Below are 21,865 nucleotides of genomic sequence, written 5' to 3'. Positions count from 1 at the left end.
GGCGCGCTGGCAGGCCTGCCCCGGCTCGGCCTGGGGCTTGGCCTGCGCAGCGTGCATTTCGAGACGATCCTGTCGGGCGAACCCCAGGACCTGTGGTTCGAGGCGATCTCCGAGAATTTCATGGATTCGGGCGGGCGGCCGCGTGCCGTGATCCGCGCTGTCGCCGAGCGCTATCCGCTCGTGCTGCACGGCGTCTCGCTTTCGATCGGCAGCACCGATCCGCTCGATTTCGACTATCTCGCTTCGCTCAAGCGGCTGGCTGACGAGGTCCGTCCGGCCTGGGTCAGCGACCATCTGTGCTGGACCGGGGTGAACGGGCACAATTCGCACGACCTGCTGCCGATGCCGCTGACCGAGGAGAGCCTCGCCCATGTCGCGGCGCGAGTCCGCCAGGTGCAGGATTATCTCGAGCGCCCGCTGATCCTCGAGAACCCGAGCAGCTATGTCCGCTTCGCCGAGTCGACGCTCGACGAACCCGGTTTCCTCCGCGCGCTGGCCGAGGAAACCGGCTGCGGCCTCCTGCTCGACGTGAACAATGTCTTTGTCACCTGCTTCAACGCCGGCGCCGATCCCACCGCCTATCTCGCCGCCTTTCCCTGTGACCGGGTCGTTCAGATGCATCTCGCCGGGCATCAGGACATGGGCAGTCATCTGATCGACACGCATGACCGGCCGGTGCGGGCCGAAGTCTGGGAGCTGTTCCGGCTCGCCTGGAGGCTGACCGGCGGCGCCTCGACCCTGCTCGAATGGGACGACCATATCCCCGATTTTGAGGGGTGTCTCGCCGAGCTGCGCAAGGCCGAGCTGTATATGGCGGGCGTATCAGCGCCGCTTGCGACCGAGGCGTATGAGACGGGCGATGAGGGGGTTTCCAATCCAGTCGGCTTCATCGTGCCGCGAGTGATGAACGGCCTGTTCGAGGAGGCGGCATGACAGCGCTGGCGGCGGCGCAACGCCGGATGCACGACGCGCTGGTCTTTCCCGGTGCCGATCCGGCTTCGGCGCAGGCATTGTTCGCCGGCGACGGGCGGCTCGGAGCGGCCGGCGGGCTGGCGGTCTATCAGCGTGGCTATTTCCTGCGCATCGCCGCCTGCATGCGCGAGCAGTTCCCGGCGCTGTGTCACGCGCTCGGCCGCGCGCTGTTCGATGATTTCGTCGCTGATTATATCCGCGATTGCCCGCCGGTGCGGCATACGCTCTACGATCTTGGCCGCCGCTTCGCGGGCTGGATGGACGCGAGCCGGCCGGACGGCGTTGCACGCGAGCCATGGGTCGACTTCATGATCGACCTCGCCGATTTCGAATATGCGGTGTTCGGGATGTTCGATGCCGAGGGCAATGAGGGCCGCCCGTTCGCAACATCCGACACGCCCGACGCAGCGCTCCGCCTGCAGCCGGCCTTCGCGCTGGGTAGCTATGGCTTTCCGGTCGCGGACTATTATCACGCAGTGCGGCGCGGCGAGACTCCGCCGCTGCCCCTGCCCGCCCCCGGCCATGTCGCGCTGGTGCGAACCGACTATGTCATCCGCACGGTGCCGCTGGGCGACACGCACCATGCCTTTCTGGCCGGGATGCTGGCAGGCAGCGGCGTCGCGGCGGCATTGGCCGATGTTGCAGCCCGGTTCGGGCTCGACCCCGAAGAGGCGCGCCGTTCCTGGCGGGAGGCGCGGGGCAGCCGTGATCGCTGGATCGAATGGGGCTTCTTCGTCCCGGCCGATGGCTGACCCTGGCGGCGATGGCCGGCCGAGGACCCGAGCCATTTGAAGGCGGGGCGCCTAATTTTGGGTTCCGCCACCCCGTCGCCGTTCACATCCGATGCGCTCCGGCGGGCGTCCCGTCCGACCAGGTGGTGACCCCGACGATGAGGACCGACAGCGGCGGCAGGGCGGCGGTGTCCGCGTCGTGGGCGGGCGTGAAGAACCAGTAATTGCCGCCCATGACCGGGGAACCGGCTGCGTTGGCGCCCCAGCTGTCACCATTTTTGAAGGGCACGAAGACCATGACGTGCGGCATGCTGTGCTCGCCCTCATCCTGCAGATAGGAGCCCTTCGACATCATGTAGCTCATCGCGCCGGCTCCCAGCGGCGGGATTTCCCCGGTGCGGAGGGCTGCCTTGATGCGGTCCAGGATTTCGGCGTCGGTCCGGCCGGCAAGGGTCATGTCTGTGCGGAGTCTGGCGAGCACTGCGACCGAGCGCGCGGCCTGCGGGTTCTGGCATTCGGCGGCGCGGATTTTCGGGTTCCACCGCTCGGGCCAATCGGGCGCGCCGCTGAAGCCCCGTGACACCATGCAGACAAAACCATTGGTGCCGGTGATGGCGGTTTCGTAGCCGGTGCGGGTCAGGACAAGGACGGTTGCCTCCCTTGAGATGGACTCGGGCGCGGCGCTTCTGGCCAGGGCGATTTCCTGGCTGCGGTCCATGAGATAGGCTTCGACCGGGGCCATGTGCGGGTATTTGGCGGCGGGGGTCGCGACCGGTGCGTCAGCGGCGGGTGAGTTCGCTACCGCGGGGCTGGTGACAGCCGGGCCGGTGACAGCGAGAATGGCGGCGGCGAGAATGGCGGCCGCGCCGGCCCTCAGCTTGCCGGCATGGGTGCCTGTGGCCCGCAGGGTTCCAGCCTTTCTGCTGTCGTCAGTCGCCTTTGCGAATATCGTGATGCGCATCGTCTTGCCTCCTCGTCAGAGCCGCCCTCTCGGCGCCTCATCGGAACGACGAACGACCTCTCCGGAATTCGACACGGTTCCGAAAAAAATTTTGGAAGCGGGAAGCGCGCAGCATGAACGGCCGCAAGCCGTCAGCCGATCATCGCCACCAATCCGCGCTGGCAACCGGGACCGCGGCTGTAACCTGGCCGAGTTGGGCCAAGGGTGATGGCGTGTCCGCGCCTGCGGACAACAGGGTGATCGCGAAGCGGATCGCGGCGTGGGGGTCGTCGGGCAGCATCGCGGCGTGCCAACCAAAGAGCGCCTCAATCACGCCGCTTCGGAATTCGGCGACCGGAATCGCCTCGGCCGGAGCGGTGGAGGACAGCGCAAGAATAGCCCCTGACCGGAAGATCGGCATGTCGCTGTCGATCCCGTCGGCCAGCGAGACTCGGTACGCCGCTTCGATTTCGATCCGGATGTCGCATAGCGCGAGCCCGGCCATCGCTGGCGAGGCGAGGAAGGGTGCGAGGAGCTCGTCGACCGCCGCCGACAGAGTTGCCGCGACTGTTCCGATCGGGATGGGCTGTGACGACAGCTCGGCGGACGGGCTGATGGATTCCGGGCCGGCTACAGTCGACGTTTGGTAGATGAATGCCGGATCGACCAGGGTGCCCTCGGGCGCATCGGACGGCACCAGATTGGCGTTTCGCCTCGTGCTCGCTGCAATATTCGCCTGTTGCACCCAGACTATGGGCAGGCGCGCCCAAGTGAACGTCAGCGCTTCGGCGGGAAGGCTGGTCGAGGGCTGATAGCTGTCTGTCGACTGGCCAGACTCGGCCGGCGTGGTGAAGCCGGCGATCAGTGGCCATGGCGGCAGTGTGTCGTGCTCGTCCGGCAGGCGGGTTACGTGGAGCTCCGGACACCGGGCGAAGTCGATCCTGTAGCTCCAGTTGCCGGGTTCCGCCGTAGATATCGCTTCGGATGGGAGGGTGCGCCCAAACCAGTCGGGCCAGGTGCGGGCGACGCCGCCGATCAGGGCTTCCACCCGCTCAAGCGCAGCACGCGCCACCGCCGCGTCGCCGCCCGCGAGCACTTGCGCGAGATGCGGTGCGATCTGGGGATATTCGAAAGCGGTTCGGGCGAGGGCCTCGAACAGGGTCTCCGCGTCGGAGCGGAGCTGCGGCCCTGCGATTCCCTCCGGCAGCAGCGGCGGTGGGTTCAGAACGACCGACAACAGCAGTTCGTCTTGCACCGCCTCCGGCATCGCGATTGTGACGGTATAGTCCCACAAGAGTGCCTCGACGATCGAGGCTGGCGACTGCGTAGTGATTGCGCGGGCATCGCTGATCACGGGCAGCGGCGGACAACGGCGCAACGGGGCGCCCTCCCCGGCATTTGCCGCATAGGCGGAGCCGAGGCTTTCAAGCAGGGACTGGTGGAAGAGCGTGCGGGCCGGCTCGACCGCCGGCACCTCGCCGGGAACGACGAGTACAGGGATCAGCGTCTGGGCGATGACCTTGGCGAGGCGCCTTTTGTACCTGGCGAGCGACGCCGCGCGATCCGGATCAAGCTTGGCGATCGCGGCGGCCATATCCGGCGCGAACAGTTTGTCCACGGAACCGAGAAACGCGGTGGCCCAGGCGGTCATGTCGATGCCGGTGAATTCCAGCAGAGCATCGGGCAAGATGTCGCTGTCGTCGCCGGCCCGGCTCTCGCTGTAGCTGCGCACCGCCACGCTGCCCGACATCAGCCCGGTCGAAACCGGTGCCGGGGCAAAGCCTGAAAGGCTGGCGGCAGGAGCGGCCACTTCATTCTGTTCGGACATCGTCATCCTTAAATTCGGTGGCCATGGATTTGACGGACGGCATCATTCGCCCGGCCGATAGGTCCGCTCGATATGTCCCTTGAGATCGTCCGGGTAGAACCAGACCGGGCGGAGATTGCCGTCGGCGTAGCGCTGGGCCTGGTCGTTGAAATGGGGCGAAGCGGGATCGCCGCTCTCGCCGCCGGCGGTGACTGCCCATGCCTTGAGCCTTGGCCCGAACTCGACGATCGCGACGAAGCTGTTGCCGCTGGTGCCGTAATAGTTCTTCGTATTGGGATAAGGCTTTGCGCCGAACGAGGCGAGCGAGCCCCATTGCGCCGAGGTGAAGGGCACGGCGATGCTCGGCTTCGTGTCGTCGAAATGCGCCTCGATCGAATCATCGAGCCGCTGGAAGCGGTTGACCTTGCCCCAGGCCACACGCCAGCCGCCGAAATCGCGGGTCAGGCGAGCCGTGGCCTGAACGAGGGCATCGAGCTTCGCATCCGGCGTGACCTTCGCGGCGATATAGTCGGGCACATTCATCCGCTCGGCGCGGGCGAAGCTGCCGACGTCCTTCCACAGCGTATCGCCCCAGAAGACAGCGAGCGTGGTTGGCTCCGACGTAGCGGCCCAGCGATAATCCCAGCCGCGCAGTGCCGCGATCGGACCGGCGAGCGACACGCGGCGCGGATCGGTTGACGTCATGGCGTCATAGGCAGCTACCAGTTGCGGGATCAGCGTCGCGAAGGCGGGGAGATAGCTGTCATAGGCGGCCGCGCGCAGGCCCTCAGGGGTGAAATCGTGGCGGCCGGTCAGCAGCAGATCGGAGTGCGTGCCGCGCGCATTGTGGCCGGCCTGATCCATATAGCGCGGAAAGTCCTTGGCCTTGGGGCTGTCCGGCCCGGCCGATTGCCAGGGCCAGTCATTGGTGTTCTTCACCCAGCCGACCGGCGGATCGATGACATTGGGCAAAGACGCGATGCTGTGCAGGCCCTTCCAGTCAGTCGCGAGGTCCGAGCCATCGACCGCCTTGGTGTAATCGAAACGGTCTTCGCGGATCGGCACGAATTGGGGGTGGAGATAGGCAATCTCGCCCTTGCTGTCGGCGAACAGCGTGTCGTTCGAACTGTTCGCCTGGAGCTCGGCGACATGCATATAGGAGGCGAGGTCCGTCGTTTTGGTGCGGAGCCAGCTTTGCTCGAGCGCTGGGATCGGTTTCCACATCAGCGAGGTGGCGATCCATTTGCCGTCGCGCTTTGCGACAACGGGGCCGTGATGGGTGCTGGTCACGGTGAAGCTGCGACTGCCCATACTGCCGTCTGGCTGGCGGAAGGCGATGGTGATGCGGCTGCGCTCGACCGGCCGGAGCTTCTCGCCATAGCGATAGAAGAGCTTGCCGGAGTTGAAGACGAAGGTCTCGGCGAACTCATCGACATTGTCGACGCCCGACGAGGTGTGCATCCAGCCGGCGTTCGCGTTGAAGCCCTGATAGATGAAGAACTGGCCCCAGGTTGAAGCGCCGTACGCGTTAAGCCCCTCCCCGCTCGTCATCTGCAGCTCGGAGCGGAAATAGAAGCTGGTGTGCGGGTTGATCAGCAGCAGGGCATGGCCGTCGACTGTGTTCTTCGGCGCGATGGCGATGCCGTTCGAACCGACCGGCTCGCGGGGGGCGCGGCCGGTTTCGATATCGGTCATCGCGACCGGGCGGCCGCCATAGAGACTCTGCAGTTCGGTGAGCGAGATGCGCTCGATATCGCCGCCGATGCTGCCTTCGGTGAAGGAGAGCGCCATCCAGGGCTCGAAACGGGTCAGCACCTTGGGGTGAACATTCGGGTGGGTGGCGAGATAATAATTCAGCCCGTCGGCCCATGCGTCCATCAGCTTGCGCAGCCAGGCGGGGCTCTCGCGATATTGCTTCTGCAGGACGACCGGATCGACATAGAGGCGCTGGCGCAGATCGGCCCAGATCGCCTTCTCGCCATCGGCCTCGGCGGTGCGGCCGAGCGCGGTGAGGTAGTTCGCCTCGATGCGGCTGAAATCATCCTCGGCCTGGGCGTAGATCGCGCCGAACACGGCGTCGGCATCAGTCTTGCCGACGATATGGGCGATGCCCCAGCTGTCCCGCGTGATGGTGACCTTCGCCGCCTCGGCCTTCCAGCGCGGCATAGCTTGCGCGGACGCAGCGACAGGGAGGATCAGCGCGAGCGCGAGGAGCGGGTTGCGAAGGCGGCGGGCGAAGGTATCCATGGGCGAAGGCTATCGGGTAGGCGCACCCGCGACAAGGAGCAGGGACGATGCGATATTGGCTGGCACTGCTGCTGTTGATCGCCGGCCCTGTCGCCGCCGCCGAGCCGCAGGCGCTGCTGCTCAAGCCGATGCAGGTATTCGACGGCGTCGATCCGGCGCCGCATATCGGCTGGCAGGTGCTGGTCGAGGGCGACAGGATTACCGCTATCGGGCCGAACCTCACCGCACCGGCGGGGGCTCGGACCATCGACCTGCCCGGGCAGACGCTGATGCCCGGGATGATCGAGGGACATGGCCACCTCTTCCTCCATCCCTATAACGAGACGAGCTGGGACGATCAGGTGCTGCACGAGCCGCTCGCCTTGCGCACCGCGCGGGCGGTGGCGCAGGCACGGGCGACGCTGATGGCCGGGTTCACCAGCGAACGCGACCTCGGCACCGAGGGAGCCGGCTATGCCGATGTCGGGCTGAAGAAAGCGATCGACCAGGGGATCGTGCCGGGGCCGCGCTTGCTGGTGGCGACGCGCGCGATCGTGGCATTGGGCGCTTATGGGCCGAAGGGATTCGAGCCGGGCGTGGCGGTTCCGCAGGGGGCGCAGGAGGTGAGCGGAGTGGACGACATTGTCCGCGCGGTGCGCAGCCAGATCGCTGCGGGGGCTGATGTGGTGAAATTCTACGCCGATTATCGCTGGGGCCCCGGCGAACCGAGCCGCGCGACGCTTTCCGCCGCCGAGCTGAAGGCGGGGACCGAGGCGGCGCATGACGCGGGGCGCCTCGTCGCCGTCCATGCTGCGACCGCCGAGGGCATGCGCCGCGCGATCGCCGCCGGGGTCGACACGATCGAGCATGGCTATGGCGGCACGCCGGAGATCTTCAGGGCGATGCACGACAAGGGCATTGCCCTCTGCCCGACCCTCGCCGCCTCGGATGCAGTGTCGCGCTATCGCGGCTGGAACGGGAGCGATCCGGCGCCGGCCGCGGTCGAGGAGAACCGGCACAGCTTCGCGCTGGCGCGCGCGGCCGGCGTGCCGATGTGCATGGGCGGCGATGTCGGCGTGTTCGCCCACGGCGAGAATGCGCGTGAGATGGAGCTGATGGCGGCGGGCGGAATGTCTCCGGCGCAGGTGCTGATCGCCGCGACCTCTGGCAATGCGAAGGCCTTTCATCTCGACGGCAGGGTCGGTGCGGTGAAGGTGGGGCTGCTCGCCGATCTCATCGCGGTGGACGGCGATCCGACCTACAATATCTCGGTGGTTCGGAAGGTGAGCCTCATCATCAAGGGCGGTGTGGTGGTCCTGGACCTCTCGGAAGCGGCACGCACCGCTGCCGCTGCGTACAAGGTCGGCGCAGTCGATGGAATCGTGAACGTCGTGATGAAGCGCACGATCACGGGTTACCCCAACCGGAGCCCAAGCGGGCCGCGGAAGCACCGGGGACACTGAAGGTGCTTTCACCCTGAGTCGTCACCACCGCAATGCAGCCGCCACCTAGCGCGTGCTTCAGCTTCGAGGTGCCTCCGCTTTGCACGTACAATTAGAATAGTTGGGTGCTGTTCGGGGGCAATGGCCGCCTTTCTCCGGGTTTCGCCGCCCCGTCCGGGCCGCACAGGGCATCACCCAAAAAGCCGGGGGGTGGGTGTGGGACGGAAAGCAGCTTGACCGCCGCCCGATTGCCGACACCGCGCAAAGCAGGCACTCAGCGGCAATGCGTAAAATGATCATCCTTGCCGGATTGCTGCTCAGCTCCTGCGACATAACCGGTGACGTTGGCCATGAGGAGCGAGCCTGGGCGGCCTCGCCGGATGGGCGGACACATGCCATCCTGACCGAAACCAATGGCGGAGCGACTACGGCTTACGGGTATCTTGTCGAGCTTCATCCATCGGATCATCAGGGGCAGGAGCCAATCCGCGTAGCCGATTTTTATAACGTCGGCAGCGATTGCGAATATGGGCTGAGTATGCGCTGGCGAGACGCCAACACGCTTGTTCTTGCAATAAACTCAGCGGATCAGATGCACGTCGCTCCATCGGCTGATGTGGGTGGGAAGCACATCCGCATGATCGTGCAGACAAGGACGCACGCCTCCCCCGAACCGTGTCAGGGTATGAAGGGCCGCCCTCGCAAGGTGTGAGATCCGCCAGCTGGTAATAAAGGGCGGCGCGGTGGTAAACATTGAACGCGGTTTAGCTCGGACGTGAGCCATTGCGGATACAGGTGACCCGTGGAAAAGGGCCGGCATGGCAACACCCGGCGAAGCTCTGAGGCGAACATTCACCGCGCGCTCCGTCAGACGTTCATTGTCAGTGGCGGGCATCATCGGCACGACCCTGAACGGCATCAACCAGGGCGATACGCTGCTCAGCGGCCACCCGCTGGTGATCTGGAAGCTGCTGCTGACCTATTTCGTGCCGTTCGCGGTCGCGAGCTATGGAAGCTACGCTGCGTATCGCTCCGGATGACGACGCGATCGAACGCATATCGCGGCGTAATCTCGCCGCAACGCAATTGTACCGGCCGCGCCAGCCTGTAAGCCGGCAGCATGTCAGCGCTCATCGATCCGTTCCACGCCATCGTCATCAGCCGCAAGGCGCATCGGATGGCGAGCGAGGGGCAGTCGATCATCCATATGGAGTTCGGCCAGCCCTCGACCGGGGCGCCGGCCGCCGCCATCGCGGTCGCGCATCATGTACTTGACACCGACGGGATGGGCTATTGGGAGAGCGCACCGCTCAAGGCGCGGATCGCGCGGCATTATGCCGAGAACTATGGCGTCTCGGTCGATCCCGAACAGGTGATCCTGACATGCGGCGCCTCGCCCGCTTTCGTGCTGGCGCTTTCCTGCCTGTTCGCGCCGGGCGACCGGGTGGCGTTCGCGCGGCCGGGCTATGTTGCTTATCGCAACACAGTGAAGGCGCTGCACCTCGAGCCGGTCGAGATCGGTTGCGGCGAGGCTGAGCGGTTCCAGATCACGGCGGCCGCGATCGAGCGGCTTGATCCGGCGCCACAGGGGCTGATCCTCGCCAGCCCGGCCAACCCGACCGGGACGATCATCGCGCCCGAGGAGCTGGCGGCGATCGCCCGGGTCTGCCGCGCGCGAGGCATCAGGATCGTGTCGGACGAGATCTATCACGGGCTGAGCTATGTCGGCCCGGCGCGATCGGTGCTTCAGGAGGAGCCAGGGGCGCTGGTGGTCAACAGCTTCTCGAAATATTTCAGCATGGCGGGCTGGCGACTCGGCTGGCTGATCGTGCCGCCGGCGCTGATCGATGCGGCGCGGGCGCGGATGGGCAATCTGTTCCTGACGCCGCCCTCGCTCGCCCAGCATGCCGGGCTTGCCGCCTTCGATTGCAGCGATGAGCTTGAGGGGCATGTCCGCACCTATGCGCGCAACCGCGAGCTGCTGCTCGCGGCACTGCCTGCGCTGGGGCTGAAGCGGATCGCACCGCCCGACGGCGCTTTCTACATTTGGGCGGATGTCGGGCACCTGACCGACGACAGCATGGATTTCTGCATGCGACTGCTGGTCGACACCGGCGTCGCGACCGCACCGGGGATCGATTTCGATCCGGTCGACGGGCACCGTTTCATGCGCTTCAGTTTCGCCGTCTCGACTGATCGGATCGAGGAGGCGCTGCGCCGAATCGGGCCCTGGTTCGCGGCGCAGGGCGGCGAGACGGCGTCGGCCTGCGGACGGTCGCGGGATTGAGCGAGTGCCGCATCTCAATCGCGGCGCGCCCGCTCAATCCATGCCGCTATCAACGACGGTGGTGATACCCGCCGCCGCCCCGATGTCCGCCTCCATACCCGCCACGATAGCCACCATGATACCCGCCGCGATATCCGCCGCCATAATGCCGGTAGCCGCCGCCATAGCGATAGCCGTAACCATAGGGCCGGCCGCCATAGCCGTAATGGCGATAATACCAGCCGTGATAGGGGTAAGGCCGGTACAGCCAGCGGCCCTCATAGAAATACCAGGGCCGGTACCAGCCAGGCGCGGCATAATAATAGGAATCGCCATAGCCTTCATAATAAAAGGCCGGGGCGCCACCCCGCACGACATAGCCGGGCGGGCAGCCGGGGCTAGTGTCGTTGCGGCTTGAATCGCCGATCGCCGCACCACCCGCGGCGCCTGCCACTCCACCGACAAAGGCGCCCGCGCCGCGATCATGGCGGCCGGCAATGCTCGAGCCGAGCAGCGCGCCGAACAGTCCGCCGATCACCGCGCCCGCGGTCGCGTTGCTCCGCGCCCTGACGCAGTTCCGCTCCGACCAGTCCTCGGCATAAGCCTCGTAGCGCTGGTCCTGCTCGCGCTGGGCGGCCTCGGCCTGATCCTGCTGATAACCGGGCGGAGGCGGCGGCGGCTGCGTGCCGTCATAGCCGGGAGGCGGCGCGTCATAACCTGGGGGCGGGGGCGCGTCATAATCGGAGCCCTGATCATCAGATGACGCCGCCTGATAGTCTTGCTGCGGCGCGTCCTGATAACTGGATTGGGGCGGTGGATAGGATTGTGCCGCGGCGATCGTTGTCGAGAGCGGGGAGATGGCTGTCACCAGCGCGACCATGGCGCAAGTGGTTCGCCGGAATGACTGGGACATCAGGCACATCCTTTCAACGCAAGCCGAAACGATAAGGCGTTTCGTGTGAACGCCGGCTGACCGGAAGACGGACGATCCTGCCTCCGATTGCGGATCCTCGTTGTGCGATGGTGCGCTGATCGCGATCGAGGCCTATCAGGCGCTCTTCGTGCTGATCCAGACCAGCTATGGCGGAGATGGCGAATTCAACTTCGCAACGCCCGATCTGCGCGGAAAATGCTGATCGGGCCCTCCGCCTGACGCGAAGCGATTGCGGGTTAGCAAGCGGCCGCACAATCAGAGCCATTATGGTGCGACTTCCCGCGCATCATTTCCTTCAGCGCTCAAAGCTGTCACTATGCTGCAGCGCGGCATAGAGTCGGCGCGGTCCGGGGAATCCGGCATGGTGGAGGCGATCGAGATGAACGCAATCACGAACCAGCCGCCGATACCGGACATCGTGCCGCTCAGGGCGTTCGAGCTTCCCGCCGCATTCGTGAAGCCAGCGGTCGATGCGTGCCGGCTGTTCAACACGCTGCTGGACTCGGTCTTCTACGACGTGCCCGATCTGGTCGCCGACCTGCGCCGGCGTGATCTGGAGGTAGCGACCACAGGCGAAAAGCTGCCGACGCGGATCATCGATCTTGGTGCGCTGAGCAATCCCGAGGGCTCGCTGCTGCTGATCGACGCGACGACCGCGCCCTATGTCCATCAATATCACGATCTCGGGCTGTTCCTGGATTCGCCCCACCCCGAGACTCGTGCGGTCGAGGTCGCCACCATCGCTGGCGTCGGGAGCTCGGCACTCGGCAGCGCGGCTCTCGCCTGGGACGTTTCGGTGGCACTGCAAAAGCCGGTGCTGGCGATCGTGCCGGGCTATGGCCTCGCTGATATGATGCTGCAGGGGATGGGCGGCTGGTTCGGTTTCGGACTGCACGATTATCTCGGCACGAAAAGCGTGGTGCAGAATGCGCTGGCCAATGTCGCGCCCAGCGCGGCGACCATCGGGCGCGGGCTCGCCGCCTCAGTGCCTGACGCGAAGACACTGCACGGCGCGCCGGTCTTTCGCCACGGATGTGGCTCGTCCGACGTGCTGCATGCGCTGATGCGGGATCGGGCGACGCCGTTTTCGACCGTGATCGGCCACAGCAAGGGCGCGCTGGCGATCGGCAATGCGCTGCGCACGCTCGATGCGGAGAAGACCGCTGGCCTGAAGATCGTGACGCTCGGCTGCCCGATCGCCGAGGAACTAGAGGGCGCGACCTATCACCAGTTTCTCGGGCTGTTCGATGCGCTTGGCCAGCTCAACATGTGGGGCCACCAGCCAAGCGCCTGGATACCGACCTGGCACAGCACCAACCCCGCGCTGCCGCCCGCGATGGAAGCGGGTGACCTTTCGCGGCGCTAGGGTCCAGACCCCTTCAATAGACCCGCTCGGCCTTGATTCCGTCGCGCGCGAGCACCGCCTGCACGCTCTCCTCTCCGCCGAGATGTCCAGCGCCCACCGCCACGAACGCAATTCCGGGCCTGGCCAGCCGCGCCTCGATCCATAGCGCCCAGCGCGCGTTGCGATCAGTGACAATCGTTTTGGCAAAAGCGGGTGACGTGAATTCAGCATTCATCGCGGCGGCTACACCTTCCGGATCGCCGCCGCGCCATAGCCGGGCAATGTTGTCCACGACCTCAGCGGTGCGGTCGCGGTCGAGGAACCGGACCAGCGACTCAAGCTGCAAGGGCACCGGCGCCGATTTGAAATAGCCGAATTGCTGCTCGGGGGTTTCGAGCCCGACCAGCGCCTTGCCCGAATTCCGCGCCGCGGCAACGAGGATATGTTCGCAACTGAGATCGGTGTCGTACCCCGCCTTGCGGAGCGCCAATCCGCTGAAATTCACCATTGCGAACCAGGGGTCGAAGCGGTCGAAGGCGGCTGGTGGGAGGCCGAAGGAGGCGAGACGTTGCGCATAGGCTGCGCGCTCCTTTTCGGGCAGCCGATCGATCAATGGCCTGGCGTCGCTGGTGGTCGCCGCGCCGACGATTGCGGCCATCCGCGCCGGATCGGGTTCGAGCACTTCGAGCACCAGTTCCTGGCTCTGCTCGAACGCAGCTTTTACCGGCCCGTCGAACCAGGTCACCTCCGGCTTCAGCGCATGATTGGTGCCGAACAGATAGATGGTGGTGTCGCCGCGCTGCACCTTCCAAAGCGCCGGATGGGCATCCTCCGCCTGGGCTGCGCCGGCGGCGAGCATCATCAGCAACGCGGCGAGCGCGCCGCGCAGGATCGTCTTCATCGATTTTCTCCGATTGACAGGCTGCGAACTCAGAAGATCTTGCGTGCCAGATAGGTCGCCATGGCGACGAACACAGTCGCTGCGTACATCAGGATATGGCTGGGTTCAGGCACAAGGCCGCCCTTCCACAGGAAGAACCACACGGGATAGGTGAGACCGTAGAAGCAACCCGCCCACACCGCCGCCGCGCGATTGTCACGCATCTCGACCTCGTCGACCACGCGGCACATTCGCCACCCGCCGATCAGCGAGACGCCGACATAGAGAATGGCAAAGGCAATCGCCCAGCTCGGCTCCACCTGCTGGCCGGGGCGTTTGAACACCGCCGTCCCAACCACCATCACCACGGCAACCGCGACATAGATCGCGATCAGCGCGAGAAAGCGGCGTTTACGGGCAGCCTCTGCCCGTTCGCCGGGATTGTTCGCGGGGTCACCCATTGCCGCTGTCCTGCTCGTCATTGAAAATCTCCTCGATCGCCAGACCGAACAGCCGCGCAATTCTGAAGGCGAGCGGCAAGGAGGGATCGTGCTTGCCTGTCTCGATCGCATTCACCGCCTGGCGCGAGACGCCGAGCCGGCCACCAAGCTCAGCCTGGCTCCAGTCCCGCTCGGCCCGCAACACTTTCAGCCGGTTCTTCATCTGCGCTCCGTTCGTCCGGTTATCCTGACTTTATGTCAGTATAACCTGACTACGCCGAATCAGGGGGTGTGTCAATACAACCTTACATATCGCAATGAACACCTGACATAGGCGCTTCCTAAATAGCTTCGGGACAACCAATCTCGATTGCGCGATGATGGGCCGACGCTGACGCGGCTCTGGGGGTGAGAATGGAACGAGGGTGGCTGATCGCAGCGGGTGTGCTGAACGTTGGTGCCGCCCTGCTTCACCTCGCCTGCATCATTGGCGGGCCGGCCTGGTATCGGTTTCTCGGCGCCGGCGATCGGATGGCGCGGATGGCCGAGCGCGGGTCACTGCGGCCGGCGCTCATCACGATCGGTATCGCCACGGTGCTGGGATTCTGGTCGGCCTATGCCTTCTCGGGAGCAGGGATGCTGCCCCGCCTGCCCCTGCTCCAGCCGGCGCTGATCGCCATCTGCACCGTCTTCACGTTGCGCGCCGCTGCCCTGCCGCTGATGCTCACACGCATGCCGGATCGCAGCCCGGCGTTTCTGGTATGGAGTTCAGTGATCGTGCTGGGGTTCGCCGTGGTGCACGCTGTGGGCATCTGGCTGAACTGGAGCCGTCTGGCCTGACGGCGGATCGCGCAAGCTGATTCAACAGCATCATCAGATGGCACAATATGATGCCCCGGGACGCCAGAAGCCCGGACCGCTCTTTCCCATCGTCGGCCTTTGATACTTCGCCTGTAGCGGCTGGCCGCTGGCGCCCGAATTTCCCTGTTATTCCCTGTTAATTTCCCTGTTATTCCCTGTTCCTGCGTGGCCTGAGTTACGAACTATTCACACAAGTCATTGTAAATCTATAGAAATCTACCTCGCAGCGGCATCAAGAAAAAAAGAAATTCCCTGATAACCGCGTCGGATCACCACCGCGCAGCATTCTTCACTGCGCGTCCGACTCGACCTCGGGCTTGGGCTCGTCCCTCTTCCTCTGCTTCGAGAAGTCGAAGTGGATGCGCACCCAGGCACCAATAAGCGTCTTGCCGCCGATCCTCGGCGGACGGACGCGGAACTGCCAGGCGGCCAGCCGCAACGACCTGGCGAGCCCGGAGCCGACCGGGGATTCGCCGAGCGAACGGCAATTCTCGACATGATAGTCMGGGATCGTCTTGCAGGCGATCTCGGCCCAGCTTCCCAACGTTACCGTCGGCGGCAGATAATGGGCGAGTTCACCGTCGGTCGGCTCACGGTACCATTCGGCATTGAACAGCCGCTCGCCGCCCGGCCCCTCGCCCGGACCATAGGCAGCTTTGCTGTCGCCGGTATCGCCGCTGTCGCCGTGCATCTTGGAAATATCCGCGGCGTCGAACAGCTCCTTGTCGTTAAGCATCGGATTTGGCGCTGGTTTACTGAGGACCGGCGGGACGATCGGCGCCGGCGGCGCCGTCTTGGGCGCGGCGCTCTTCGAATGCGCGTTGCTCTGCGATGCTTTCTTCGTCGCGGCCTTCTTCTCGGCTGACGGCATCAGGCTGAAGGTGTTCGGTTCGGGCTTCGGTTTCGGCGGGGTAGGCTCGCGCCATGCAAGCGTGATCAGTCCGAGCACAATCAGCAGCTCGGCAGCCAATGCCAGCAGAAAGGAGCCGATGCGCCGCCGCAGCGATGCGCGAGGCCGGTCCGACTCGGATTGGAAAGAAGCCGAACGCATTCGCGGGTCGCCTAGAGAGGGTGGTGGCGCACCGCAATGAACATGTTTGTCATTTTCGAGGGCAAGCCGCTCTACCCCCGCTGCTGCAGCGCTCTTTCCCATGCCAGCGCATCAGTGACGATCGTATCGAGATTGTCCCGCGCCGGCCGCCAGTCGAGCGTCGCCAGGATCGCGCGATTGTCGGCGACCAGCTCGCCTGCATCGCCGAGGCGGCGGTCCTGGACGACCCGGTTCAGCTTCATGTTGGTGACGCGGTCGACTGCATCGAGCACCTCGAGCACCGAGAAGCCGCGGCCATAGCCGGCGTTGAGGATGTGGTTGCGGGTCGGCTCAGCGACCAGCAGGTCGAGTGCCGCGACATGGGCCGCAGCGAGATCGCTGACATGGATATAGTCGCGCACGCCGGTGCCGTCGGGCGTGTCGTAATCCGTGCCGAACACGCCGACCGACTCGCGCTTGCCGGTCGCCGCCTCGACCGCGATCTTGATGAGATGGGTCGCGCCGGCGGTCGACTGGCCGGTGCGGCCCTTCGGATCAGCGCCGGCGACGTTGAAATAGCGCAGCGCGCAATAGTTGATGGGATGGGCGGCGGCGACATCGCGCAGCATTGCCTCGGTCATGAGCTTCGAGGTGCCATAGGGGTTGATCGGCACGGTCGGATCGCTCTCCGAGACCGGCACTTTCTCCGGGGTGCCATAGGTCGCGGCGGTGGAGGAGAAGATGAAATGCGGTACGCCGCACACCACTGCGCTTTCGAGCAGGGCGCGGCTGGCGACTGTGTTGTTGCGATAATATTTGAGCGGATCGGTGACTGATTCCGGCACTACGATCGAGCCGGCGAAATGCATGATCGCACGGACATTGTGATCGCGCAGCGCAGCGCGCACCACGTCATCGTCCTCGATATTGCCTTGGATCAGCGTTGCGCGCGGATCGACCGCCCAGGCGAAGCCAGTGGTGAGATTGTCGATCACCACCACCCTGTGGCCGGCATCGAGCAGCGCCAGCACCGCATGGCTGCCGATATAGCCTGCCCCACCCGTTACCAGCACCGCACCGTTCAGCATCGTCATTCCTCGCTCGACCGCAGTCGCGCTTAGCCGCTCATGCTGACAAAAGTCGATGCGGAACCGGCCTTCGGGATGAGATGATGCCAAAAATCAAACAGTTCGCCCCGCGGGACACCGGAATACTGCGTGGAACACCCAATGGAACATGGAACAGCACATGCTGAATACGGGCGCGCTTGCTCGCGCGCCCGTCAGGATCAGTCACGCCGAACACGGCATCAGGAGCGGGCGAGGAAATCCTCGAGCGCGTCGAGAGCGTTGTCGGTCAGATGCAGATAGGAGCGGCGGCCATCATGCGGATCGGCCTCGCGCAGGATCAGGCCGTGCTCGATCAGCAGCTTGACCCAGCGCAGCCCGGTCGACATCGGCTTGCCCGATCCGATCGCGGCGCTCGTCACCGAGACGCGCTTTCCGCCAGCCTGGGCGACATAGAGATCAAGCATCAGATCCCAGCCTGGATCACCGAACAGCTCGGCACCCAGGATCTCGTCGCGCAGGCGGCGCTGCGCCTGGATGTGCCGCGCCTTCTCGATCGGCGCCTTGTCACGGAGCAGGTCGACACGATTCCGTTTAATCGCAAAGTCGTGAGCCAGCATCTTTTCATCCCCCGCGTAACGTAGCGTTGCGCAAGAACATAACCATTCCGGTGACGACTCACGTGATCCCAAAATCGGAACACCGTGTTCCACGCTCCAATGTGCATCACCTGGAACACCCCAAGGAGGGAAAAAGTCGATCGGACGGCAATTGTCTGCGTAATTGCACTCGCCAAACAGCCAAGGATCGCTCATTTGGAACACCGGGAGGCCGGGTTGGAACAGCGCAAAATTCAGATTGTGATCGTCGGTGGCGGCGCGGGCGGGCTTGAGCTCGCACGGCGGCTCGGCGCGAAATATGGGCGCAAGCGGCACGACATCATCCTCGTGGAACGCAACCGCACCCATATCTGGAAACCCCTGCTCCACGAGGTCGCGGCGGGATCTCTGGACGCGAATCTCGACGAGGTGGGCTATCGCAGCCATTGCCATCGCTGGGGCTATCGCTTCTTCCTTGGAACACTCGAAGGCGTCGACCGCGCCGAGCGCGAGATCATCGTCGCGCCGCTGCTCGATGAGGATGGCAGCGAGCTGATCGGGCGCCACCGCATCCGCTACGACTATCTGGTTCTTGCGGTCGGATCGGTTACCAACGATTTCGGGACGCCGGGTGCGCGAGACCATTGCATGGTGCTCGACGATCGGGCCGAGGCCGACCGGTTCCGCAATCGGCTGCTTAACCATTGCCTGCGCGTCTCCCGCGCAATGAGCGCTGACCCGGCCTCTGACGAGCATGTCCGCATCGCCGTGGTTGGCGGCGGCGCGACAGGGGTGGAATTGACCGCCGAGCTGTTCAACTCAGCCGGTGCCCTACGCTATTACGGGCTCGAGACGTTCGACGAGAGCCGGCTGCAGGTGACGCTGATCGAGGCGGGCCCGCGAATCCTTCCCGCCCTTCCCGAAAAGCTGGCCGGCGCCGCGCACGCCGAGCTGGAAACCCTGGGCGTTCGCGTGCTGACCGATACGCGCGTCACCGAGGTGACCGCCGATGCGATCGTCACCGGCGGAGGCGAGCGCATCCAGAGCGAGCTGCGGGTCTGGGCGGCCGGCGTGCGCGGCGCTGCGACACTCGACCATATCGGCGGGCTCGAGACCAATCCCAATTGCCAGCTGCTCGTCCGGCCGACCCTGCAGAGCACGCTTGACGACCGCGTCTTCGCGCTGGGCGATTGCTGCTCCTGCCCCGACCCGAAGACCGGCCGCGCCGTCCCGCCGCGCGCACAGGCGGCGCATCAGATGGCGAGCGCTGTGTTCCGCAATCTCGTGCGGCTGATGGACGGGCGCGAGCTGGTGCCGTTCGAATATCACGATCATGGCTCGCTGGTGTCGATCAGCCGCTTCTCGACAGTGGGCAGCCTGATGGGCAATCTCATCGGCGGGCGGATGGCGATCGAGGGGCGCATCGCGCGCTTCGTCTATGTCTCGCTCTACCGCATGCATCTGATCGCGATCCATGGCTGGCTGCGCGGGATGGGGCTGATCGTGATCGGACGGGTGAACACGATCATCAGGCCGCGTCTCAAGCTGCACTGAGCTTGCCGTTGCCACGCGGGCGCGGCACAGCGGGTGTTCCAGGAGGCACCGCATGGAACACCCCCAATCAGGCGACCCCGATTCAGCGGACATCGCCGAGATCCGCGCTTCGGTGCGGCGGCTGTGTGCGGATTTCCCCGGCCGCTACTGGCAGGAGCTCGACCGCGAGCGCGCTTATCCCGAGGCCTTCGTCTCGGCGTTAGCGGAACAGGGCTATCTCTCGGTGCTGATCCCCCAAGTCTATGGGGGTTCGGGCCTTGGCCTGTCGGTCGCAGCGGCGATCCTCGAGGAGGTGCATCGCTCCGGCGGCAATGGCGGCGCCTGCCATGCGCAGATGTACACGATGGGGACCTTGCTCCGCCACGGCAGCGACGCGCAGAAGGAGCGCTATCTCCCCGCGATCGCGAAGGGCGAGCTCAGGCTCCAGGCCTTCGGCGTGACCGAGCCGGGCAGCGGTACCGACACCAGCCGGATCAGCACCACTGCCCGGCGGGACGGCGACAATTATGTGGTCAACGGCCAGAAGATCTGGATCAGCCGTGCCGAACATAGCGACCTGATGGTGCTGCTCGTCCGCACCAGCCCGCGTGAGGATACCGCCAAGCCGACCGACGGCCTGAGCGTCTTGCTGGTCGAGATGCGCGAGGCGATCGGTAACGGGCTGACGATCCGGCCGGTCCGGACGATGCTCAACCACGCCACGACCGAATTGTTCTTCGACGATCTGGTCGTCCCGGCCGCCAACCTGATCGGCGAGGAGGGCAAGGGCTTCCGCTATATCATCGACGGGATGAACGCGGAGCGGATCCTGATCGCCAGCGAATGCATCGGCGACGGCCGCTTCTTCATCGACCGCGCGGCCGCCTATGCGCGCGAACGATCGGTGTTCGGGCGCCCGATCGGTCAGAACCAGGGCGTTCAGTTCCCGATCGCGCGTGCCCATATCATGGTCACCGCGGCGGCTGAGATGGTCGCCAAGGCCGCGGCGATGTTCGAGGCAGGGCTGCCCTGCGGCACCGAGGCGAATGTGGCGAAGCTGCTTGCCTCCGAGGCGTCATGGTACGCAGCCGATATGTGCCTGCAGACGCATGGCGGCTTCGGCTTTTCCGAGGAATATGACATTGAGCGCAAGTTCCGCGAGACCCGCCTCTATCAGGTGGCGCCGATCTCGACGAACCTGATCCTCAGCCATGTCGCAACGCATGTGCTCGGGCTGCCCAAATCCTTCTGACCGGCAGCACCCGGTGGCCGGGGTGAGCGGTATGGCCGCCCTGCTTTAGCCTGTCGTGACGCGGAATATCTCTCCGTCTGAGTCGACGATGTACAGTTCCCCGGCAATGTCCTCGCCAAAGGCGACGGGCGTGTCGATCGCACCGGCATCGGGCGCGAAGTCCAGCGTGCGCCGTTCGAGCTTGCTCGGCCCCTGGGTTTGCCCCGCCACAATGCCGGTGGCCGGCAGCGAGTAGATCGTGCCGCCCTGATCGGCGAAGACATAGTGATTCTGCAATGACGCCACCTGCCCGCGATAGACAAAGCCTCCGGTGACCCCGCCACCGCCGACATGGGGGTATTCGATCACCGGATCAGTGGCGCCTGTCGGAACCGGCGTGGAGAGCGTTGTGGTGCCCTCCTTGGCCGGCCAGCCATAATTGCCGGTTCCCGACAGCGACACCAGGTTGATCTCTTCCTTCCCCGTCGCGCCGCGGTCACCGAGCAGGAGGCCGCCATTGTAAAAACCACCGCCGCGCGGGTTGTGAAATCCCTTCGCGATGGTGGTCAGGATGAAAAAATGAGGGCTCGCCCCCGCATAGGGATCGGGGTTGTTATCGACTCGCAGCAGCTTGCCCAGAATGGAACTGTCCCGCTGGGCGCTTCCGTCAGGATCCTGGCTGCCGCCCGCGTCGCCGGTTGCGACATAGAGCTTGCCGTCCGAACCATAGCCCATGAAGGCACCATAATCATCGGTGCGCGCATGCGCCTCGCCCCCCACGGACGAACCGCACTCCGGCGAGCCGAAAGTGCCCGATCTGCGGCACGCGTCGACCACGACATGCCCAGCGGCACCGCTGTACAGGACGAAATACCGCCCGGTAGTCGCATAGTCCGGGGAGACAGCCAACGCGCGCAGGCCGCGATCTCCGTCGGTCGGCACCGAGAGTGTCTGGAACAGTGTCTTCACGCCTGTCGCCGGATCGAGGGCATAGATTTTACCGCCGCGCTCAGCGACAAACAGATGGGTGTCACCGGGAATTGCGGCGATCGCGACCGGATCGACAAAGCCGGTCGCGACCCGCTTGACCGCGATGCCTTCCTTGCTGTTCGTCACCGTAACCTGAAGATCGAGCGTGCTGCTCGTCACGCCGTCGCTTGCCCGCAGCTGGACGAGATAGACATTGTTGCCATCGGCATCGCTGGGCAGATCGTAATTCGGCGCGGCCACGAACGCCAGTTGGTTGCCGGAGAGCGCGAAAGCCGCCCCGTCTGTACCACCGCTGATCGAATAGGTGATGGCGAGACCCTCAGGATCGCTCGCCACCGCGCTGTAGAAAGCGGCGGCAGTGTTCTCCGGGGCACTGGCGCTGGCTGCGGAGCTGAAGACCGGCGGCTGGTTGACTGGCGTGGGGGTTGGTGTGGGTGTCGGAGAACCTCCGCCGCTGCAGGCGCCGATCGTCAGAGCCGTAGCCAAGGCGCCCGCGCGCACGACCGGCCGCGCCAGGCCCAGAATATTTCCCACGATTGTCTATCCCCCATGCGGCGCCTGGAGGGTCGCC

The 21,865-nt window shown here is 65.2% G+C and carries 22 protein-coding genes; 11 read left to right on the top strand and 11 right to left on the bottom strand.

Annotation, left to right across the window (positions count from 1 at the left end):
• Positions 1–6: 6 nt before the first annotated feature.
• Positions 7–933, top strand: a complete 927-nt coding sequence (gene bufB / locus AC1DVS_RS20205; protein ID WP_478026126.1) for an MNIO family bufferin maturase — start codon at positions 7–9, stop codon at positions 931–933.
• A complete protein-coding gene (locus tag AC1DVS_RS20200; protein ID WP_478025793.1) occupies positions 930–1,724 on the top strand; it encodes an HvfC/BufC family peptide modification chaperone in 795 nt (264 codons plus the stop codon). The genes bufB and AC1DVS_RS20200 overlap by 4 nt, the downstream gene beginning before the upstream one ends.
• A gap of 82 nt (positions 1,725–1,806) precedes the next feature.
• Here AC1DVS_RS20200 and AC1DVS_RS20195 read toward each other — a convergent pair whose 3' ends face one another.
• The 3 genes from AC1DVS_RS20195 to AC1DVS_RS20185 all read right to left on the bottom strand — a co-directional run bounded on the left by AC1DVS_RS20195 (position 1,807) and on the right by AC1DVS_RS20185 (position 6,697).
• A complete protein-coding gene (locus tag AC1DVS_RS20195) occupies positions 1,807–2,664 on the bottom strand; it encodes a hypothetical protein (protein ID WP_478025791.1) in 858 nt (285 codons plus the stop codon).
• Between the two features lie 139 nt (positions 2,665–2,803).
• Positions 2,804–4,477 carry a hypothetical protein gene (locus AC1DVS_RS20190; protein ID WP_478025789.1) on the bottom strand — a complete coding sequence of 558 codons (1,674 nt, stop codon included), beginning with the start codon at positions 4,475–4,477 and terminating at the stop codon, positions 2,804–2,806.
• 36 nt (positions 4,478–4,513) lie between these two features.
• The gene (locus tag AC1DVS_RS20185; RefSeq protein WP_478025787.1) at positions 4,514–6,697 is read right to left on the bottom strand and encodes a penicillin acylase family protein; all 2,184 of its coding nucleotides are present in this window, start codon (positions 6,695–6,697) and stop codon (positions 4,514–4,516) included.
• Between the two features lie 47 nt (positions 6,698–6,744).
• Between AC1DVS_RS20185 and AC1DVS_RS20180 the strand changes: the two genes are divergently transcribed.
• The 4 genes from AC1DVS_RS20180 to AC1DVS_RS20165 all read left to right on the top strand — a co-directional run bounded on the left by AC1DVS_RS20180 (position 6,745) and on the right by AC1DVS_RS20165 (position 10,405).
• Positions 6,745–8,139 (top strand): metal-dependent hydrolase family protein, encoded by a 1,395-nt coding sequence (locus AC1DVS_RS20180; RefSeq protein ID WP_478025785.1) that lies wholly within the window; start codon positions 6,745–6,747, stop codon positions 8,137–8,139.
• 262 nt (positions 8,140–8,401) lie between these two features.
• Entirely contained in the window at positions 8,402–8,830 is a 429-nt protein-coding gene (locus tag AC1DVS_RS20175) for a hypothetical protein (protein WP_478025783.1), read from the top strand.
• 106 nt (positions 8,831–8,936) lie between these two features.
• Positions 8,937–9,158 carry a nitrate/nitrite transporter NrtS gene (nrtS, locus tag AC1DVS_RS20170; RefSeq protein WP_478025781.1) on the top strand — a complete coding sequence of 74 codons (222 nt, stop codon included), beginning with the start codon at positions 8,937–8,939 and terminating at the stop codon, positions 9,156–9,158.
• 80 nt (positions 9,159–9,238) lie between these two features.
• A complete protein-coding gene (locus AC1DVS_RS20165; protein ID WP_478025779.1) occupies positions 9,239–10,405 on the top strand; it encodes an aminotransferase class I/II-fold pyridoxal phosphate-dependent enzyme in 1,167 nt (388 codons plus the stop codon).
• A 49-nt stretch (positions 10,406–10,454) separates the two neighbouring features.
• On the opposite strand, the gene AC1DVS_RS20160 is transcribed toward AC1DVS_RS20165, so the two are convergent.
• Positions 10,455–11,297, bottom strand: coding sequence for a glycine zipper domain-containing protein (locus tag AC1DVS_RS20160; RefSeq protein WP_478025778.1), 843 nt, complete (start codon positions 11,295–11,297; stop codon positions 10,455–10,457).
• A gap of 100 nt (positions 11,298–11,397) precedes the next feature.
• Here AC1DVS_RS20160 and AC1DVS_RS20155 point away from each other — a divergent pair, with 100 nt between their 5' ends.
• Together AC1DVS_RS20155 and AC1DVS_RS20150 are read left to right on the top strand one after the other, a co-directional pair.
• Entirely contained in the window at positions 11,398–11,520 is a 123-nt protein-coding gene (locus AC1DVS_RS20155; RefSeq protein WP_478025776.1) for a tail fiber protein, read from the top strand.
• 177 nt (positions 11,521–11,697) lie between these two features.
• Complete coding sequence (locus AC1DVS_RS20150; RefSeq protein ID WP_478025775.1) at positions 11,698–12,684, top strand: hypothetical protein; 987 nt, start codon at positions 11,698–11,700, stop codon at positions 12,682–12,684.
• 13 nt (positions 12,685–12,697) lie between these two features.
• Here AC1DVS_RS20150 and AC1DVS_RS20145 read toward each other — a convergent pair whose 3' ends face one another.
• The 3 genes from AC1DVS_RS20145 to AC1DVS_RS20135 are packed head-to-tail and all read right to left on the bottom strand — an operon-like array spanning position 12,698 to position 14,206.
• Positions 12,698–13,564, bottom strand: coding sequence for a TraB/GumN family protein (locus tag AC1DVS_RS20145; protein WP_478025773.1), 867 nt, complete (start codon positions 13,562–13,564; stop codon positions 12,698–12,700).
• Between the two features lie 29 nt (positions 13,565–13,593).
• Positions 13,594–14,025, bottom strand: coding sequence for a hypothetical protein (locus AC1DVS_RS20140; protein WP_478025772.1), 432 nt, complete (start codon positions 14,023–14,025; stop codon positions 13,594–13,596).
• Positions 13,997–14,206 (bottom strand): helix-turn-helix transcriptional regulator, encoded by a 210-nt coding sequence (locus tag AC1DVS_RS20135; RefSeq protein ID WP_478025770.1) that lies wholly within the window; start codon positions 14,204–14,206, stop codon positions 13,997–13,999. The genes AC1DVS_RS20140 and AC1DVS_RS20135 overlap by 29 nt, the downstream gene beginning before the upstream one ends.
• A gap of 191 nt (positions 14,207–14,397) precedes the next feature.
• Between AC1DVS_RS20135 and AC1DVS_RS20130 the strand changes: the two genes are divergently transcribed.
• Positions 14,398–14,823, top strand: coding sequence for a hypothetical protein (locus tag AC1DVS_RS20130; RefSeq protein ID WP_478025769.1), 426 nt, complete (start codon positions 14,398–14,400; stop codon positions 14,821–14,823).
• A 310-nt stretch (positions 14,824–15,133) separates the two neighbouring features.
• Here the strand turns inward: AC1DVS_RS20130 and AC1DVS_RS20125 are convergent, their stop codons facing one another.
• The 3 genes from AC1DVS_RS20125 to AC1DVS_RS20115 all read right to left on the bottom strand — a co-directional run bounded on the left by AC1DVS_RS20125 (position 15,134) and on the right by AC1DVS_RS20115 (position 17,561).
• On the bottom strand, positions 15,134–15,895 hold the full coding sequence (locus tag AC1DVS_RS20125) for a hypothetical protein (protein ID WP_478025767.1): 762 nt from the start codon (positions 15,893–15,895) through the stop codon (positions 15,134–15,136).
• Between the two features lie 71 nt (positions 15,896–15,966).
• Positions 15,967–16,962 (bottom strand): UDP-glucose 4-epimerase GalE, encoded by a 996-nt coding sequence (gene galE, locus AC1DVS_RS20120; RefSeq protein ID WP_478026124.1) that lies wholly within the window; start codon positions 16,960–16,962, stop codon positions 15,967–15,969.
• A 221-nt stretch (positions 16,963–17,183) separates the two neighbouring features.
• A complete protein-coding gene (locus AC1DVS_RS20115; RefSeq protein WP_478025765.1) occupies positions 17,184–17,561 on the bottom strand; it encodes a hypothetical protein in 378 nt (125 codons plus the stop codon).
• 216 nt (positions 17,562–17,777) lie between these two features.
• Here AC1DVS_RS20115 and AC1DVS_RS20110 point away from each other — a divergent pair, with 216 nt between their 5' ends.
• Together AC1DVS_RS20110 and AC1DVS_RS20105 are read left to right on the top strand one after the other, a co-directional pair.
• Positions 17,778–19,094 carry an NAD(P)/FAD-dependent oxidoreductase gene (locus tag AC1DVS_RS20110; protein ID WP_478025763.1) on the top strand — a complete coding sequence of 439 codons (1,317 nt, stop codon included), beginning with the start codon at positions 17,778–17,780 and terminating at the stop codon, positions 19,092–19,094.
• Positions 19,095–19,146: 52 nt separating this feature from the next.
• Positions 19,147–20,325 carry an acyl-CoA dehydrogenase family protein gene (locus tag AC1DVS_RS20105; RefSeq protein WP_478025761.1) on the top strand — a complete coding sequence of 393 codons (1,179 nt, stop codon included), beginning with the start codon at positions 19,147–19,149 and terminating at the stop codon, positions 20,323–20,325.
• Positions 20,326–20,370: 45 nt separating this feature from the next.
• Here the strand turns inward: AC1DVS_RS20105 and AC1DVS_RS20100 are convergent, their stop codons facing one another.
• Positions 20,371–21,828 (bottom strand): PQQ-dependent sugar dehydrogenase, encoded by a 1,458-nt coding sequence (locus AC1DVS_RS20100; RefSeq protein ID WP_478025760.1) that lies wholly within the window; start codon positions 21,826–21,828, stop codon positions 20,371–20,373.
• Positions 21,829–21,865: the final 37 nt, after the last annotated feature.

The organism is Sphingomonas sp. P3_C5 (genome assembly GCF_056402635.1).
This window is presented reverse-complemented; position numbering and strand designations above follow the sequence as displayed.